This is a genomic window from Kribbella lupini (assembly GCF_039529595.1).
Taxonomy (GTDB): Bacteria; Actinomycetota; Actinomycetes; order Propionibacteriales; family Kribbellaceae; genus Kribbella; species Kribbella lupini.
In genome coordinates, this window is the sequence record NZ_BAAANC010000001.1 from 937,085 (window position 1) to 953,647 (window position 16,563).

Below are 16,563 nucleotides of genomic sequence, written 5' to 3' on the forward strand. Positions count from 1 at the left end.
CACCGAGCTACCACGCCGGGCACCTGCTCGCGACTGCAGGTGACTGCCATGCATGCCCTGGGGCAACCATCCACAGGTTGTACGCCGAACCACGGCACAACCGGGGCGACCACTAGACTGGGGCCCATGATTCGCCGCGTCGACCTGCGGGGCCGAGTGGCGGCCGGAGAGCTCAACGATCTCCCTGCCGAAGTTCACGCCCTGGTGCCCCGAGCCGTGTTCGACGTCGAGAAGGCTCTCGACGTCGTCCGACCGATCTGTCTGGACGTCCGGCATCGTGGTCTCGAGGCGATCAGGGAGTACGGCGAGAAGTTCGACCAGGTCCGCGTCGACGACGTCCGGGTGCCGGCCGCGGCGCTGAAGACCGCGCTGGAGGAGCTCGACCCGACCGTGCGCGGCGCGTTCGAGGAGTCGATCCGGCGGGTGCGCGAGGTCAGCCAGGACGAGCTCGGCGGCGACGTCGCGTCCGAGCCCGCGCCGGGTGGGCGGGTCACGCAGCGGCTCGTGCCGGTGCAGCGCGTCGGGCTGTACGTCCCGGGCGGCCGTGCGCCGCTCGCCTCCAGTGTCGTGATGAACGTCGTACCGGCTCAGGTCGCCGGGGTGCCCTCGCTTGCTGTCGCTTCGCCTCCGCAGAAGGAGTTCGGGGGACTGCCGCACCCGACCGTGCTCGCGGTGTGCGCGATGCTCGGGATCGACGAGGTGTACGCCATGGGCGGCGCCCAGGCGATCGCCGGGTTCGCGTACGGCTTCGACGGGTGCCGCAAGGTCAACCTGATCACCGGTCCGGGCAACATCTACGTCGTGGCCGCGAAGCGGTTCCTGCTCGGGCAGGTCGGGATCGACTCCGAGGCCGGCCCGACGGAGATCGCCGTACTGGCCGACGGCACGGCCGACCCGGTGCACGTGGCCGCGGATCTGATCAGCCAGGCCGAGCACGACCCGATGGCGGCCAGCGTGCTGGTGACGCCGAGCGAGTCGCTGGCGGCCGCGGTCGAGGCCGAGCTGCTGATTCAGGTCGCCAAGACGAAGCACTCCGAGCGGGTGACCGAGGCGCTCGGTGGGCAGCAGTCCGCCATCGTGCTGGTCGACGATCTCGACCAGGGGACCGTGCTGGTCGACGCGTACGCCGCTGAGCACCTGGAGATCCAGACCGAGGACGCCGAGGAGCGGGCCGCCCTGATCAACAACGCGGGCGCGATCTTCGTCGGTGGGTGGTCGCCGGTTTCGCTGGGCGACTACTGCGCCGGGTCGAACCACGTGCTGCCCACCGCGGGCTGCGCGTGCCACTCGTCGGGCCTGTCCGTGCGCAGCTTCCTGAAGGCGATGCACGTCGTCAACTACACCCGCGACGCCCTGCGGGAGGTCGCCGGCCACGTGGTCGCACTGGCCAACGCCGAGGACCTGCCGGCCCACGGCGCCGCCGTGTCCGCACGCTTCCCGGAGACCGCCGCCGCCTCCGGCGACACCGCCGCCGCGTCCGTCACCACCGACGGCACCGCTGCCGAGACCGCTCCGGCGTCCGGCACTGCTGTCTCCGCTCGATCCCTCGAGGACAGCTGATGGGCCGCTTCGACGGGCTGCCGCTGCGCGAGGAGCTGAAGGCGTTCGAGCCGTACGGCGCGCCGCAGCTCGACGTGCCGTTCCTGCTCAACGTCAACGAGAACCCGTACCCGCCGAGCGACGCCGTCGTCGCCGACATCACCGCGTCGGTCGCCGAGGCGGCTCGCGGTCTCAACCGGTACCCGGACCGCGACTTCCTGGCGCTGCGCGCCGACCTGGCCGCGTACCTCGGTCGCGAGTCCGGCGCGCACCTGACCGCCGAGCAGATCTGGGCGGCCAACGGGTCCAACGAGGTCATGCTGCATCTCCTGCAGGCCTTCGGCGGGCCGGGCCGGACGGCGTTGTCGTTCGCGCCGACGTACTCGATGTACCCGGAGTACGCCCGCGACACCAACACCGGCTGGGTCGTCGGCCGCCGGTCGCACGACTTCACGCTCGACCAGAGCAAGGCGCTCGCCGCGATCTCGCGGCACCGCCCGTCGGTCGTGCTGCTCGCCTCACCGAACAACCCGACCGGTACGGCGCTGCCGATCCAGCTGGTCGAGGCGGTCGCCGGGCGGACGGCGTCGATCGGGGCGGTGCTGGTGGTCGACGAGGCGTACGCCGAGTTCCGCCGCGCGGGAACGCCGAGCGCGACCAGCCTGCTCCCGTCGTACCCGAACCTCGCCGTCGCCCGGACCACCTCGAAGGCGTTCGCGCTGGCCGGGGCCCGGGTCGGTTACCTTGCCGCGAGCAAGCAACTGGTCGACGCGCTGCGGATCGTCCGGCTGCCGTACCACCTGTCCGCCGTGACCCAGGCGGTCGCGCGGGCAGCGCTGCGGCACTCCGACGAGTTGCTCGGCCGGGTCGACCAGCTGCGGGTCGAGCGGGACGAAACGGTTGACTGGCTGCGGTCGCAGGGCCTCAAAGCAGTCGACTCGGACGCGAACTTCGTCCTCTTCGGCACGTTCACCGACCGGCACGCGGTCTGGCAGGCGTTGCTCGACGACGGCGTACTGATCCGTGAGACCGGCCCGGACGGCTGGCTGCGGGTCTCGATCGGCACCGGCGCCGAGATGGCCGCGTTCCGCGCGTCCCTGGAGAAGGTGCTCAAGACCGACATCGGAAGGCAATCATGAGTCGCACTGCCCGTATCGACCGGGAGACCAGCGAGTCGAAGGTGCTGGTCGAGCTCGACCTGGACGGCACCGGCCGGGCCGACATCTCCACCGGCGTCGGCTTCTACGACCACATGCTCAACGCGCTGGCCAAGCATGCGCTGCTCGACCTGCACGTGAACACGGTCGGCGACCTCGAGATCGACGCGCACCACACCGTCGAGGACACCGCGATCGGCATCGGCCAGGCGCTGAAGGAAGCGCTCGGCGACAAGAAGGGCATCCGCCGGTTCGGTGACGCGACCGTGCCGCTGGACGAGGCGCTCGTGCACTGCACGGTCGACCTGTCCGGCCGGCCGTACTGCGTGCACACCGGTGAGCCCGACGGCCAGGTCTACGCGATCATCGGCGGCGACTACGCCGGATCGCTGACCCAGCACGTGTTCGAGACGCTCGCGTTCAACGCGGCGATCTGCGTCCACATCCGGGTGCTCTCCGGCCGCGACCCGCACCACATCGTGGAGGCGCAGTTCAAGGCGTTCGCGCGAGCCTTGCGCGACGCGGCCGAGCTGGACCCGCGGCAGCCCGGAATCCCTTCCACCAAAGGCGCCCTGTGAGCAAGAAGGTCGTCCTGCTCGACTACGGCTCGGGCAACATCCGGTCCGGTGAGCGCGCCCTGCAACGCGTCGGCGCGGACGTCACCGTCACCGCGGACTACCAGCAGGCCCTCGACGCGGACGGCCTGCTGGTCCCCGGCGTCGGTGCGTTCGAGGCCTGTATGACGGGTCTCAAGGCGGTCCGCGGCGACGTCGTCGTGGACCGGCGGCTCACCGGCGGCCGCCCGGTGCTCGGGATCTGCGTCGGCATGCAGATCCTGTTCGCCAAAGGCATCGAGCACGGTGTCGAGACCGAGGGCTGCGAGCAGTGGCCCGGCACGGTCGAGCGGCTCCAGCCGCAGCACGGCGAGCCGGTCCCGCACATGGGTTGGAACACGGTCGACGTCCCCGGCGGCAGCACCCTCTTCGAGGGCATCGACAAGGAGCGCTTCTACTTCGTGCACTCGTACGGCGTGCGCGAGTGGGCGCTCAAGGACACTCGCGAGTCGGTCACCCCGAAGGTCACCTGGTCGTCGTACGGCGAGGACCGGTTCGTCGCCGCGGTCGAGAACGGGCCGCTGACCGCGACCCAGTTCCACCCCGAGAAGTCCGGCGACGCCGGCGCCGAACTGCTCGCCAACTGGGTCCGCTCGCTCTGAGCAGGTCCGCGGCCGCAGCCCTGCTCCCAGTGACCCCACTACTGTTGCCTGGTGCGCGAACTCGTCTACCTCTCGCAGGCCAAGCTCCAGCAGTTCCGTAAACCGACCAGCAAGCGTGACGGGTTGTCCGGCGGTGTGAAGCTCACCGCCGGACTCACCGGTCTGCCGTCCGTCGAGGCGAACGTCGACTACGACCCGGTCGCCGCGGCAGCCGGTACGGCCGCCACGCTGGACCAGGCGGAGGAGTTCATCCGATCCAAGTGGCCGGTCCGCTGGTGGACCGAGGAGCTGGAGCCGGGGGAGTGGATGCAGTTCGAGACGTGGCTCGTCAGCGCCGTGCTGAAGGACGGCATCCGGCAGGTCGTGTTCTGGTGGGGGCGTCACCACTTCAGCGACGGCAGTTCCGTGCAGCTGCTGCTGCACGGTTCGCCTCAGCACCTGCTGCAGAGCTCGGGCGACCAGCTTCCGCGCGAGGCGATCTCGGGGTCGGCGGTGGCCGGCCTGTTCAGCTATCTCGCGACTGCCGAGGAGGACGGGACGGACACCTCCGACGCCCAGTGGTACGAGGCGCAGCTGGATCGGCTGGTACGGCAGCTGCGGGGGATCGCGCCGGAAGTGACCGCGACCTGGGTGAGCGGGATGGCTCGGGTGTCGTTCAGCGTCGAGGACGCCCGGCGGCGGATGGTGGTGGCGAGCCCGTTGGTGGTGGAGTACGTGCCCGTACCGCGGTGACTGTGAGTACCTGACACTCGTTCTCTTGCTGTTGGGTTGATGTTTACCGTACGTTCACTGGCGTCAACTGCTTGTACTCACAAGGAGGACCGCCGTGACCGCAACAAATCCCCTGTCCAGGCGTCAGTTCGTCGCCCGAGCGGCCGCGGCCGGAGTCGCGGTCAGTGTGGTGGGGTCCGTCGAAGCGCTCTACACCGCTCAGCCGGCGCTCGGCACGTCCGGGCCGAAGATCGGGTACGGGCCGCTGATCGAGGACCCCAAGGGCATGCTCGATCTGCCGCGCGGTTTCAGCTACAAGGTGCTCTCGCGGGAGGGCACCGTGCGCCCGGACGGGATCAAGACCCCGAGCCGGTTCGACGGGATGGGGACGTTCCCGGACCGGCACGGCGGCAACCGGCTGGTCCGCAACCACGAGTGCAGCCCGACCGCGACGATCGGCGTGAAGGCGCCGCCGGAGCGGACCTACGACCCGATGGGGTTCGGCGGCACGAGCACGCTGGTGGTCGACCGGCACAACCACACCACCAAGGAGTTCACCAGCCTCGGCGGTACGGCGATCAACTGCTCCGGCGGCATCACGCCGTGGCGGACCTGGCTGACCTGTGAGGAGACCGAGCTCAAGGCCGGCGACAGCGGCTACACCAAGGACCACGGCTTCATCTTCGAGGTCGACCCGTACGACGACCGGCGCAACGTGCACCCGACGCCGCTGAAGGACATGGGCCGGTTCCAGCACGAGGCGGTCGCGATCGACCCGGCGACCGGCATCGTGTACGAGACCGAGGACGCGTTCATCGCGCCGCTCGGTGGCTTCTACCGCTTCCTGCCGAACCGGCCGCGCGGCGGCTGGGGCAGCCTGCGGGCCGGCGGCGAGCTGCAGGCGATGCACATCCCGGGCCTGCCGGACCTGTCGGTGGTGCAGGAGGCGGGCACGGAGTTCGGCGGCGTGCAGTGGGTCAAGGTTCCGGACCCGCTGGCGACCTCGGAGTCGGTGCGGGCGCAGGACTACGCCAAGCCGATCACCGGTGGGTACAAGCTCGAGGGCTGCTGGTGGGGTTCGCTGGACCGCTGCGTGTACTTCGTGTCGTCGTTCGCGCGCACCGAGCTCGGCCCGAAGGTCGACCACGACGGCCAGGTGTGGCGCTACGACCCGCGGCGCAAGACGCTGCGGCTGATGGTGATCTTCACCCGGCCCTCGCCCGGGTCCGACAACCCCGAGTTCGATGCCCCGGACAACATCACGATGTCGCCGTACGGCGGGCTGATGATGTGTGAGGACGGCCTCGGCGAGCAGCACATCCTCGGCACCACCGAGGACGGCGAGGTGTTCAAGTTCGCCCGGAACCGGGTGAACAACGGGACGCCGGAGGAGCCGGAGTACGGCGAGCTGGCCGGCGCGGGCTTCTCCGCCGACGGGCGCACGATGTTCTTCAACGTCTACACGCCGGGCATCACCTACGCGATCACCGGGCCCTGGCGCCGTCGGCGCTGATCAGGCAGAGCGCCGCCGCAGGCGCTGATCGACGATGCCGGAGGCCAGCAGGTACTGGCCTCCGGCGTACGTCGCCATCGCGAGCGCACCACGGCCGGGGAAGTCGCGCCCGGCCATCCGGAACGCGATCAGCGCGTCGGAGACCAGGAAGAGCGCGCCGCCCGCACCACTGCGCGGGCTGTGCCAGCGCGACACCACGGCTGTTGCCGTCAGCAACAACGCGTACGCCGCAACCGGCACGCGCTGGGACCCGAGGTCTCGGGACAGCACGGCGACGAGCGCGGCCCACAGAGCGCCGTACGCCGCGAGCACGCGCCAGGGCCGTTGGGTGGACTCGGGCAGCATGAGCGCGAGGTAGCAGGCGTGGGCGGCCGCGAAGGCCGCGATCCCGGCGAGCTCGTACTCGGTCTCCAGCAGCAGATCGCCGGCGGCTGACGCCAGCAGCGCGGCCTGAAGGAGCGGCGGAGCCTGCCGCGTCCGCGACCAGGCCAGCAGCAACGGCATCAGGGTCGCCTTGCTCGCCACCTTGAGGATCTTCGCGTCGACGGCGACCGCGGCGACGTGGACGACGGAGGCGGCGCAGTACGCGAACAGGCCCCGCCGGGCATTCACCAGATGACTCAGGCTCATGGGAGCGAGTGTGCCCAGCTCGGGTGAACAACAAGCTCTGGGCCCGGGCGGATGCCCGGGCCCAGACGGGCTGGGGGAGTCAGCGGATCGACTGGGGGGTCAAGGCCGAATCCCGCGCCCGGTCCTACGGTTCGTCGATGACGATCGCGGCCTCCATCTCCAGCACGCGGCGGTAGTCGTCGTCGAGGGTCTGGGCGTCGCTGTGGATCAGGATCACCCAGGCCAGGCAGGTGAACAGGTCGACCGTCTCCGGGACGACGGCGTCCTCCTCGTGCAGGATCTTCATCCAGTGGAAGGACTTCAGGCTCTCGATCCCGTCGAACACCTCGCGGTTGCGGAAGTACCCGTCCCGGTACGCCGAGACGAAGATCCCGCGCAGGTGCTGGACCAGGTCGAACCCGTCCCGCACCTCGCCGCGCACCCGGTGCGCGACGGTCCGCTTGATGTGGTTGTCACCGGTGGCCAGCTCGCTGACCATCTGGTGACCGCCACCGGCGGGCCGGGCCGCGACCTCGATCAGGCGCGGGCCGTCCGCGGTCATCATCACCTCGGCGTGCCCGCAGCCGATCCGGATGCCGACCGCGTCCAGCACCTGCTGGGTGTACGGCCACAGCGCCTGGACCTCCGGGTCGTCCTCGGCCAGGAAGTCGATCCGGTGGTAGATGCCGATCTTGTCGCCGCGGCTGATCTTGGTGTAGCGGCAGACGTCGACCAGCGAGTGCTTGCCGTCGACGGTGTAGCTGTCGACCAGGTACTCGGTGCCTTCGGCGTACTCCTGGATCAGGACGGCGTCGTTGGTCAGGCCCATCTTGTTGGTCCGCCCGAGCACCCGGTCGAACCGCTCGCGCCAGTCGCCGTCCTCGAACACGACGTACACCTCGTCGCCGGCGGCGCTCTTCGGCGGCTTGATCACCAGCCGTCGCCCGAGCAGGTCGTTCTCCTTCAGCCAGCGCTCGGCCTCGGCCGGGTCGGCGGTCCGGATCTGCCGCAGCCGGGGGACGCCCGCGACGCGCAGCGCCTCGGCCATCTCCCACTTGTCGCGCCGCGCGGACGCGAGCTCGGGCACGTTGCCGCTGCCGGGGACCAGGATCTCGATCAGCTGGTCGGCCAGCTCGACGCCGCTCTCGGCACCGGGGACCAGGTACTCCGGCTCGTACCGCCGAAGCTCCTCGGCCAACGCGGCCACGTCGCCGGTGAAGTAGTGCACGTGCTCGAAGTCGTCCGGGTGCCAGCTGGCTGTGTACGCCGGCGGCGGCTCGAGCCCGCTCAGGACGGCGACCGGGATCTGTCCGGCCTCCTTGAACGCGGCAGGGTACTCCTGCCCTGTGGACAACGGGTCCACGATGATCGTGTATTTGGACATCAGGATTCTCCTACGAAGTCTCGCTCGGCAACGGCTCGGTGGCCGGGGTCATGTCCACGGCGGGTTCCTCGGTGGCCCCGACCGGTTTGCCGGGCATGCCGATGGCCGCCAGGACGATCCCGACGAGACCGGCCAGCCCGCACCACAGCCACACGTCGGTCCCGGAGTTGTTCCAGATCCACACGCCCAGGAACGGGCCGAGGGCGGAGCCCAGGCCGAACATGGCGTGCGCGGACCCGACGTACCGGCCGAGCAGTTGCGGCGGCGCGGCCATGCCCGGGTAGGCGAACATGGTCGGGCCCGCGATGATCTCGGCCAGCGTCCACAGCAGCGTGCCGATCACGAAGATCGCCACCCCGCCGGGCAGCGCGTAGAACGCCAGACCGCCGCCGAGCAGGACGAAGCCCGCGATCACGACCAGCTTGGGCGCCCAGTGCTGGACCACCTTGGTGACCAGCAGCTCGCAGGTGATGACGATGAACCCGTTCAGCGCGACGACCGCGCTGAACCACCACGTCGACAACCCGTCGGCCTTCATGTGCAGCGGCAGCACCGCGAGGTACTGCATGTAGATCGCGGCGTTGATGAACATGCAGACCAGGAACAGCACGTACTTGTAGTCCCGCAGCACGCTCAGGTAGTTGCCCGCGGCAGCGGGTTCGGCCGGGGCGTCCTGGACCGAGCCGTCGTCGGCCGAGGTGGCGGCCGACCGGCGCTTCGGCAGCGCGATGATCGCGACCGCCGCGTAGGCCAGCGCGGCCAGCGCCTCGCCGATGAACAGCAGGTCCCACGAGATGGCCACCAGGGCCGCACCGACCAGCGGTGCGGCCGTGGCGCCGACGTTCATCGTCAACCGGTAGACCGCGAAGATCATCACCTGGCGGTGCTTCGGGGTCAGCTCGGTCAGCAACGCCGCCGAGGCGGGCCGGTAGAACTGCCCGACCGCACCGGCCAGCGCGACGACGATCAGGACGGCCGTGTAGCTCGGCACGTACGCGATCGCCAGCACGAACCCGGCCATGCCGAACATGCTGATCAGTACGGCGGCCCGCGGCCCGATCTTGTCCGACAGCGAACCGCCGATGATCAGACCGACGACCGTGCCGCCGCCGTACACGCCCAGCGCCGTACCGGCCTGGACGTCGGTGAAGCCCTTCGAGGTGGTCAGGAAGAGCACCAGGAAGACCTGCAGGAACCAGCCGAGCTTGTTGACGAAGTTGCCGATCAGCAAGGCCTTGACCGCGACGGGCGCTTCGCGGATGGTCACCCAGATGCCGGTGTCCTCCGTGGTGTCCGTCATGAGGCTGCCTCCTCCGGTTCCTTGACCTTGCCCGACCAGCGCAGGGCCTTCTCGGCGGCGTCGAGCCCGGCCCGGCAGTCGTCCATCGTCGTGGCCACCACGGTCGCGTACGCGATCCGGCCCCACAGCGTGCCTTCCGGCGGGGGACTGGTGGTCTGGCCGGCCTCCATCAGCGGGACCAGTTGGTCGATCGTCGCCGGAAGGTCGGCCTCCTCGAACGAGACCGAGTCGAGCACGGTGTCGTTCTCGTCGACGTAGAAGAACCGCACCCCGCCGACCATCGTCCGGTCCGGCACCAGCTCCGGCGAGCGCCCGGTCGCGACCGCGGCCGCCGCCAGACCGGGGTCGGCGCCGGTCGCCTGCAGCCCGAGGTACGGGATCATGTCGCCGCCGATCCGGGCGTTGATCTCGATCACCTTCGGGCCGTCGGCGGTCATCATGATCTCGGTGTGGGTGACGCCGTCGGTGAACTCGATCGCGGCGTGCGCGTCGACGAGCACCTGGAACAGGTGCTCGTCGGCCAGCAGGGGGTCGGCCGCGTCGACGTAGTGCCCGATCTCCTCGGCGTACGGCGGGTAGCCGATCTCCTTGCGGGCCAGGCAGAACGGCGTCACCTGGCCCTGGAAGACGGCCGCGTCGATGCTGATCTCGTAGCCGTCGGCGAACTCCTCGACCAGCACCTTGACGTCGTAGTGCGGCGCCTCCGGAACGGTCGTGTCGTGCGCGAAGGCCCAGTTCTGCCGGAGCTCGTCGGCCGAGTTCACCTTCACCACGCCGAGGCTGGCGGCCAGCGCGCGCGGCTTGAGGATCACCGGGTAGCCGAGCTTGTCGGCGGTGACGAGCGCCTCGTCGACGGTGTCGACCAGCACGGACTCCGGCTGCGGGACGCCCTGCGCGGCGAGCGCCGTCCGGGTCAGGTGCTTGTCGCGGCAGCGGTTGATCATCGCCACGTCACCGCCCGGCAGGCCGAGCGCCTCGGCGACGTGGGCGGTCTGCAGGATCCGCGCCTCGTCCCAGCAGAGCACGCCGTCGATCGGCTGGTCGGCGTGCAGCGTGCGGGCCGCCGCGACCAGCGCCTCGGCGTCCAGCGTGGTCTCGAGCACGGTCCAGGCCTCGATGTACTCCTTCTCCCAGGTCGGCTCCGCGTGCAGGAACATGTGGATCCGGTACTGCGGCGCGATCGAGCGCAGGATGTACTCGCGGAACAGGCGCATTCCGGTCGCCACCACGAGCAGGTGCGGACGTTCGTTCGTCGGGTTCATCTCAGGCCTCCCGGACCGGAGCGGGGATCTGCTCGATGTAGGTGACGCCGCTGCTGCCGTCGCTGCGACGGAAGTGGTCGGCGATCCGGATGTTGCCCCGGGCATCGAACTCGGGGACGCTGACGCACTCGCCGCTGACCACCTCACCGGCCGCGGTGAGCAGGCAGTACGCGGCCCGGATCGAGCCGTCGTCCTGCAGGTGCCCGACCAGCCGGCCGCTGCGCAGCGTGCCGCCGGCGTAGAACTCGGCCCAGACCAGGTCGTTGTCGCGGTGGTACTGCCCGTACGGCGCGCCGCCGGCCGGGTCGTCGACCACCAGCCGGAACCAGACGCCGTCGACGTCCGGGACCACCGGGTGCTCGGAGGCGGCGGCGCTCACCACTGCACCGCGCACAACTCGTCGGAGATCGGGTAGATCTCCCGGTCGAACATCGAGTTCAGCACGATCGCGGCGCGGACCGGCAGCTGGGTCAGGCCGGCGTTGGTCAGGCCGTGGCTGTACCGGCTGGCGTTGAACGAGTAGATCCGGTGGCCGTTCATGCCCTTCCAGCGCACCGAGTAGTCCGGCTCGACCAGCATCTCGCCGTCGTCGTCGTAGTCGATCCGCTCGCGCAGGTCGTCGCTGAACGGGGCCTGCACGTGCTCGCGGCCGGCGGCGACCACGACGTGCCGTACGTCGTGGTGCTCGGCCGCCGAAGCGACCGTCGAGCAGTTCAGCCGCAGCAGGCCGTCGGCGAGCAGCTCGGACGACGTGACGTCGCGGCCCGGCAGCAGCGTGACCGGGAACCGGCCCAGCGTCAGCAGGCCGTCGTAGTTGCCCTGGTAGAGCGCCCGGAGCCCACCGGGGGTGATCGCGTCGCCGCTGTAGCGGGAGTCGACGATCATCTCGCGGCGCTTGCTGCGGTTCAGGCCCTGCAGGAACTCGATGTGCGACGGGCGGTAGAGCTCGTTGGCCATCGGGGAGTCGTCGATGCTGCGGAACCACTGGTTGCGGCCGAGCCACCGGATGTCGGTGAAGCCCGAGCCGAGCAGGCGCAGGACGCACTCCAGGCCGGTCTGGCCGCCGCCGACGACCGCGATCGGGTCGGCCTTGTGCGGCTCGAGGTCAGGCATCCGGACGCCGAGCTCGTCGGCGATGAACGCGCGGCCGGACGGCAGGTTGCGGACGTAGTCCGGCCAGACCGGCCGGGTTCCCAGGCCGAGGACCAGGTGCTCGGAGACCGCGACCGGCGTACCGTCGACGGACACCTCGAAGCCGTCGTCGGTGATCGCGATCGAGTCGACCCGCGAGCTGAAGTTCACCACGCCGAGGCGTTCGGTGGCCCAGGCCAGGTAGCGCTCGTACTCGATCCGGGGGAGCGAGTCGAACTGGGAGTTGATCAGCGCGTAGAGCCGACCGGAAGTGACCAGGTAGTTCAGGAACGTCAGTTCGTGCCGGGGATCGACCAGGGACACCAGGTCCTTCATCCATCCGGTCTGCATCCGGACACCCGGGTAGAGCAGCGGCGTGTGCCAGCCGGCCACCGGCCGGGAGTCGAACAGGGCCAGCTTCTCCGTGGTGACGTTCTTGTAGAGGGCGGCCAGCGAGAGGTTCGACGGCCCGGCTCCGATCCCGATCGTGTGGTACCGGGTCAGGCTCGTGGCGTCGGTGCTTCGTCTGGTGCCTGGTTCCATGATGGTCATGCGCTTGTTCTCCGTCCGCGAAGTGGTGGTGCGCGTGTTCGTTCCGGTGCCGAGCAGCGTGTTCGCTGCCGTCCGGCTAGCGGCCAGCGCGGTTTTCACGCTGCCGCCGGACCCACCGGTGAAGGTGAAGAGCCGATGGGTGCTGCCGAGGACCGACCAGAGGGTCAGTACCGGCGGATCGGCGTAACAGTCGGCGTTGGTGACCGTGTGCGCGGTCTCCAGGAGCCGAAGGTGTGGCAGCCGCTCACCCGCGAGCCGGACGGCCTGGGCCGTCAGGTCGTGGATCGGTGCGCTGCTGCCGGGCGGGACGGACCAGCGGTGCGTGTCGACGCCCAGCAGCAGACCGCCGTCTGCCGTCGGGCGCCCGTACAGGTCGCTGGTCTCGTCGACGAACATGGTCGGGAGGGCTCCCGCCACGCGGTGCACGGCGACCTGGATCGCCTTCGTCCGGTACTGGTCGGCCGGCAGAGCATTGCCGGTGAGCAGCCCGGGCGTCCACGGGCCGGCCGCCACCACGACGACGTCGTACCGGTCACTGCCGCTGGGTGTGCGGCAGGTGACCGAGCCGTCGGGGTGGGGAACCAGCCCGAGCACAGGGCCGGTGACGACCCTGCTGTTCTCGGAGCGGGCCAGCTGGTAGATCACCAGCGCCCGCAGGTGGTCGGGCCGGATGAACCCGGCCCGCTTCTCCAGTACGCCGACCGTGCCGTCCGGGAGCCCGTGCCAGCCGAGGCGGCGCAGCGTGCTCCCGTCGACGACCTCGGTGGACCCGGGGTGCACGTGCTCCACCTCGGCGACGGCGTCCTCCAGCCCGTCGTACCCGGCCATCAGGTACGTCGAACCGGTCTCGGTGTAGCCGGCCTGGTCCAGCAGGCCGGGCGTCTCGAACAGCTCGGCCAGGCTCTCGACCGCGAGCCGGCGCTGCTCCGGGTGAGTCTCGAACCCCCGGACGCCGCCGCCGGAGGCCGCGGTGGCATCCGGTCCCGGTACGCCGGTGACGAGGTCGACCTCGACCGCGGGGTAGGACCGCAGCCGCCAGGCGAGCAAGGTGCCGGCGATCCCGGCTCCGATCACGCAGATCCGCATCGGCCTACTCACCGGTCCCGGTCAGCGCCGTCAGCAGGTGACCGGTGTCCCGGACGCCTCCTTCGAGCAGCCCGAGCAGGCTGCGCGCGGCCAGCGCCGGGTCGAAACCGGCCGGGCGCAGAGCGGCCTCACCACGGGCCAGCTCCCGCGCGGCGAGCGCCGGGTCGAGCGTTTGCCGCGGTCCTTCGCGGTCCGCCAGCAATGGTTTCACCCGGTCGGCGAAGGCCTGGAAAGAATGCCAGGTGAAATCACTGCGATAGCGGTCCGGACGGTCCCACGCGAGATACAAACGAACGATTGACGGGTCTTCCTTGTGCAGCAGTTCGTTCGCCCAGATCGCGTGATTGCGGCTGGTCGAGAACTTCGCTCCGTCGAGCGTGTAGAACTCGTTCACGACCAGTCCGGAAAGCGGCAGTTCGGCCATTCCGCAGGCCGCCCAGAGGGCCTGCCAGTAGACGGCGTACCAGTACGCGTTGTCGAGCCCGAGGAAGTGCCACAGCGAGTCCACCCGGCCCAGCGCGGCCAGGTAGCCGGGCAGGTCGGTGGCCGCCGGGTCGACGGCGCGGGCGATGTTCGCGAGGTCGGACAGCGCGACCTCGGTGTACGGCCCGATCCGCAGCCCGGTCAGTTCGCGGTCGCCCTCGATACCCCAGTTGGTCGGGTAGGCGAGCGCGATCTCGGGCAGTCCACCGGCCAGCTGACGCCCGATCAGAGCCCGTACGGCGGGTGGCAGCTGCGCCCGCAGCCAGACGTCGGTGAGCTGCCGGCGGTAGTCCTCCATCTTCAGGACGGGCACCTTGGCCTGGAACGGGCGGGGCGCGCCACCGCAGCGGCCGCAGACCGGATCGACCATGGTGTCGACCTGGGTGAAGCCACCGCAGACCTCGCAGGCACCACCGGCGGCCGGCGAGTGACAGCCGCCGCAGAGCCCGCTCAGGTAGGACTCGTGCAGGGTCCGGCCACAGTCCGCGCAGGCGTGCAGCGTCACCTCGCGCAGCGGTGCCGCGCCGCTCGTGACCAGGTGGTTCATCAGGTCGCGGATGACCGGCGCGTGCTCGTCGGACAGCGGGTCGCCGAAGCGGTCGTAGCCGATCCGCGACTGCTGGTAGGTCTCCTGGATGCCGGCCCGGAAGTCGGCCATCATCACGCCGACCTCGACGCCTTCGAGCTCGGCGCGGGTCAGGACGTAGTTCTGGTGGACGTCCAGGCCGCTGGTGACGACGACCTGCTCGCCACGGGCCCGCGCGGCCCGGGCGGCGATGTCCGCCGCGACGTAGGGACCGGACAGGTGGCCGACGTGCAGCGGGCCGTTCACGGTCGGTTGGGGAAAGGTGAAGACGGTGACCGGATCAGTCATGGCCGACTGCCACGGCCTCGGCCGATCTCTCGGCCAGCACGGCTGCCGCGGCGGTGGCGGCCTCGGGGTACCAGTAGGCGCTGAAGACCATCAGCGGCTCGTCGGCCGACCGGTTCTGCACGACGTGCGCTTCCTTGCTGTCCAGCAGGAACGCGTTGCCGTGCGGGACCACGGTCTCGGTGCCGCCGACCACGACGTGCGCCGTACCGGCCACGACGATCGACAGTTCGAGCTCGGGGTGCTGGTCGATCGGACTCTCGTCGCCCGGTGGCACGGAGTACCACATCGCCTGGAAAGGCATCGTGGACCCGAGGCCGTACTGCTCCCAGCGGACCACGCGAAGATCGTTCACGAAGAGGCTTTCGCCGGTGACCACATCGAATGTACGCATGCTTCACTACCCTCCGTAGCCGCGTGTGCGCGCGGCTCGAGAAGTGTGCAGGAATGAAGGTACGGACAAGACGCGTATTCAGCCTTGGATGAGCGCCCAGCAGCACGCGGCGGCGTACGACGTGGGCGAAACCCGGCGACCCCCCAGTCTCCGTGGCCGAAAATATAGGGAAGGTCACGCTCGGAGTAAAGGGGAGTACGCAACGAATTCCCCAAAAGGCGTAACCGCACCGGAAATCATTCGTTACGCACGCGCGCCGACCGCATTCCGTGCCGGGTCAGGCACGCAAAGCGATCGGTTGGTTGAACTTGGTCAGACCTGCCCGGGAAAGGCGGTGGGCTTGCCACCCCAGGCGAGCTGCTCACGCGACGTCGCGATCAGGGCCTGGACGGCGAACGTCCGGGTCCGGTCCTGCTCGGCGGCCTCGACCAGGTCGCCGTACACGGCCGCCAGCCGGCGCTCGAGACCCAGGACCAGGGCGATCGCGGTGGTTGCGTTGGTCACCGGTTGCGGAAGGTCGTACGCCGGTTCGGCCGCGGCCGGGGTCTCGCCACTCTCGATCACGAGCTGGGCCAGCTGGTCGCGCCGGGACCGGTGCCGCTCGTACAGCGTGGTCGCCGCGCCGAACCGGGCACCGCTGAGCTTCCCGCCGGCCACTCCCACGCCGTACAGGGCCGCGTGCTCACCGGCGATCGCCGCCTGCAGGGCTTCGAGCTCGGTCACGCGCCGGCCTTCTTCTTCGGAGTCAGGGTCGCGGCGAGCTGGCTCTCGGACGCCGCGATCATCGCCAGCACCCGGGCGGCCTGGCCGGTGAGCTTGCCGGCCGCGGTCGCGTGGGCGACGGACAGCTTCTGCTCCCGGGCCGCGAGATCGGCCAGTACGGCGGTCGGCGCCTTCGGCAACGGCGGGAGCTTGCCGGGCTGCGGCGCGTCGACGCCGCTGAGCTGCTTGAGCTTGGCGGCGTGCGCGGCGTGGCTCTGGACGGCCGGGGCCAGCTGCGCCCGCAGCGCGGGTAGGGCCTGACCGGCCGCGCTGACCCGCAGCGCGATCTGCGCGACCTGGGTGGCCGCTGCGGTCAGCGCAGCCACGACCGCCGGGTCGGTGCTCGGCGCCGGTGGCTGGACCGACCCGTCCGGCCCTTCCGAGGCTCCCGGCGTACCGGTGGCCGGCTTGTCGTCGTCACATCCACTGACCAGTACGGCGACGCCTGCCGCCACCAGGGCGGCGCGGCGGGACAAGTGGACGGGAGCCTCCGGCATGGCCGAAACCCTATCGGCTCGCCGGCTCGGTCGAGCCGTTGGTCAGGACAACCTCGCGGGCCGGATAAGGTGGGCTACTGCCCTGCGGATCGGGGC

General features: G+C 70.3%; 15 protein-coding genes and 1 pseudogene. 6 read left to right on the top strand and 10 right to left on the bottom strand.

Going from position 1 to position 16,563, the window contains the following annotated elements:
- Window positions 1-126: 126 nt before the first annotated feature.
- From hisD to ABD235_RS04260, 6 genes and pseudogenes are all read left to right on the top strand, one after another.
- Window positions 127-1,434, top strand: a pseudogene (gene hisD / locus ABD235_RS04235) (histidinol dehydrogenase); the annotation flags it as partial.
- Window positions 1,435-1,559: 125 nt separating this feature from the next.
- On the top strand, window positions 1,560-2,678 hold the full coding sequence (locus ABD235_RS04240) for a histidinol-phosphate transaminase (protein WP_344169631.1): 1,119 nt from the start codon (window positions 1,560-1,562) through the stop codon (window positions 2,676-2,678).
- The gene (gene hisB / locus ABD235_RS04245; RefSeq protein WP_344169633.1) at window positions 2,675-3,274 is read left to right on the top strand and encodes an imidazoleglycerol-phosphate dehydratase HisB; all 600 of its coding nucleotides are present in this window, start codon (window positions 2,675-2,677) and stop codon (window positions 3,272-3,274) included. The genes ABD235_RS04240 and hisB overlap by 4 nt, the downstream gene beginning before the upstream one ends.
- The gene (gene hisH / locus ABD235_RS04250; RefSeq protein ID WP_344169636.1) at window positions 3,271-3,912 is read left to right on the top strand and encodes an imidazole glycerol phosphate synthase subunit HisH; all 642 of its coding nucleotides are present in this window, start codon (window positions 3,271-3,273) and stop codon (window positions 3,910-3,912) included. The genes hisB and hisH overlap by 4 nt, the downstream gene beginning before the upstream one ends.
- Window positions 3,913-3,963: 51 nt before the next feature.
- A complete protein-coding gene (locus ABD235_RS04255) occupies window positions 3,964-4,644 on the top strand; it encodes an SAVMC3_10250 family protein (protein ID WP_344169639.1) in 681 nt (226 codons plus the stop codon).
- A gap of 94 nt (window positions 4,645-4,738) precedes the next feature.
- Window positions 4,739-6,136: an alkaline phosphatase PhoX gene (locus tag ABD235_RS04260; protein ID WP_344169642.1), complete on the top strand. Its 1,398-nt coding sequence runs from the start codon at window positions 4,739-4,741 to the stop codon at window positions 6,134-6,136.
- Here ABD235_RS04260 and ABD235_RS04265 read toward each other — a convergent pair whose 3' ends face one another.
- The 10 genes from ABD235_RS04265 to ABD235_RS04310 form a co-directional block, all read right to left on the bottom strand.
- The gene (locus ABD235_RS04265; protein WP_344169645.1) at window positions 6,137-6,766 is read right to left on the bottom strand and encodes a lysoplasmalogenase family protein; all 630 of its coding nucleotides are present in this window, start codon (window positions 6,764-6,766) and stop codon (window positions 6,137-6,139) included. It lies immediately after the preceding gene.
- Between the two features lie 124 nt (window positions 6,767-6,890).
- Window positions 6,891-8,129 carry an ATP-grasp domain-containing protein gene (locus ABD235_RS04270; RefSeq protein ID WP_344169648.1) on the bottom strand — a complete coding sequence of 413 codons (1,239 nt, stop codon included), beginning with the start codon at window positions 8,127-8,129 and terminating at the stop codon, window positions 6,891-6,893.
- Window positions 8,130-8,139: 10 nt separating this feature from the next.
- Window positions 8,140-9,429, bottom strand: a complete 1,290-nt coding sequence (locus ABD235_RS04275; protein ID WP_344169651.1) for an MFS transporter — start codon at window positions 9,427-9,429, stop codon at window positions 8,140-8,142.
- Window positions 9,426-10,691 (bottom strand): ATP-grasp domain-containing protein, encoded by a 1,266-nt coding sequence (locus ABD235_RS04280; protein WP_344169654.1) that lies wholly within the window; start codon window positions 10,689-10,691, stop codon window positions 9,426-9,428. Before ABD235_RS04280 ends, ABD235_RS04275 begins: the two co-directional genes overlap by 4 nt.
- A 1-nt stretch (window position 10,692) precedes the next feature.
- Window positions 10,693-11,070, bottom strand: coding sequence for an avidin-fold protein (locus tag ABD235_RS04285; protein WP_344169657.1), 378 nt, complete (start codon window positions 11,068-11,070; stop codon window positions 10,693-10,695).
- Window positions 11,067-13,472, bottom strand: coding sequence for an FAD-dependent oxidoreductase (locus ABD235_RS04290; RefSeq protein ID WP_344169660.1), 2,406 nt, complete (start codon window positions 13,470-13,472; stop codon window positions 11,067-11,069). The genes ABD235_RS04285 and ABD235_RS04290 overlap by 4 nt, the downstream gene beginning before the upstream one ends.
- Window positions 13,465-14,817: a class I tRNA ligase family protein gene (locus tag ABD235_RS04295; RefSeq protein WP_344169662.1), complete on the bottom strand. Its 1,353-nt coding sequence runs from the start codon at window positions 14,815-14,817 to the stop codon at window positions 13,465-13,467. The genes ABD235_RS04290 and ABD235_RS04295 overlap by 8 nt, the downstream gene beginning before the upstream one ends.
- Window positions 14,810-15,208, bottom strand: a complete 399-nt coding sequence (locus ABD235_RS04300; protein WP_344169664.1) for a cupin domain-containing protein — start codon at window positions 15,206-15,208, stop codon at window positions 14,810-14,812. The genes ABD235_RS04295 and ABD235_RS04300 overlap by 8 nt, the downstream gene beginning before the upstream one ends.
- 312 nt (window positions 15,209-15,520) lie before the next feature.
- A complete protein-coding gene (locus tag ABD235_RS04305; RefSeq protein WP_344169666.1) occupies window positions 15,521-15,931 on the bottom strand; it encodes a ferritin-like domain-containing protein in 411 nt (136 codons plus the stop codon).
- Entirely contained in the window at window positions 15,928-16,467 is a 540-nt protein-coding gene (locus ABD235_RS04310) for a cell division protein FtsK (protein ID WP_344169669.1), read from the bottom strand. The genes ABD235_RS04305 and ABD235_RS04310 overlap by 4 nt, the downstream gene beginning before the upstream one ends.
- Between the last annotated feature and the right edge of the window lie 96 nt (window positions 16,468-16,563).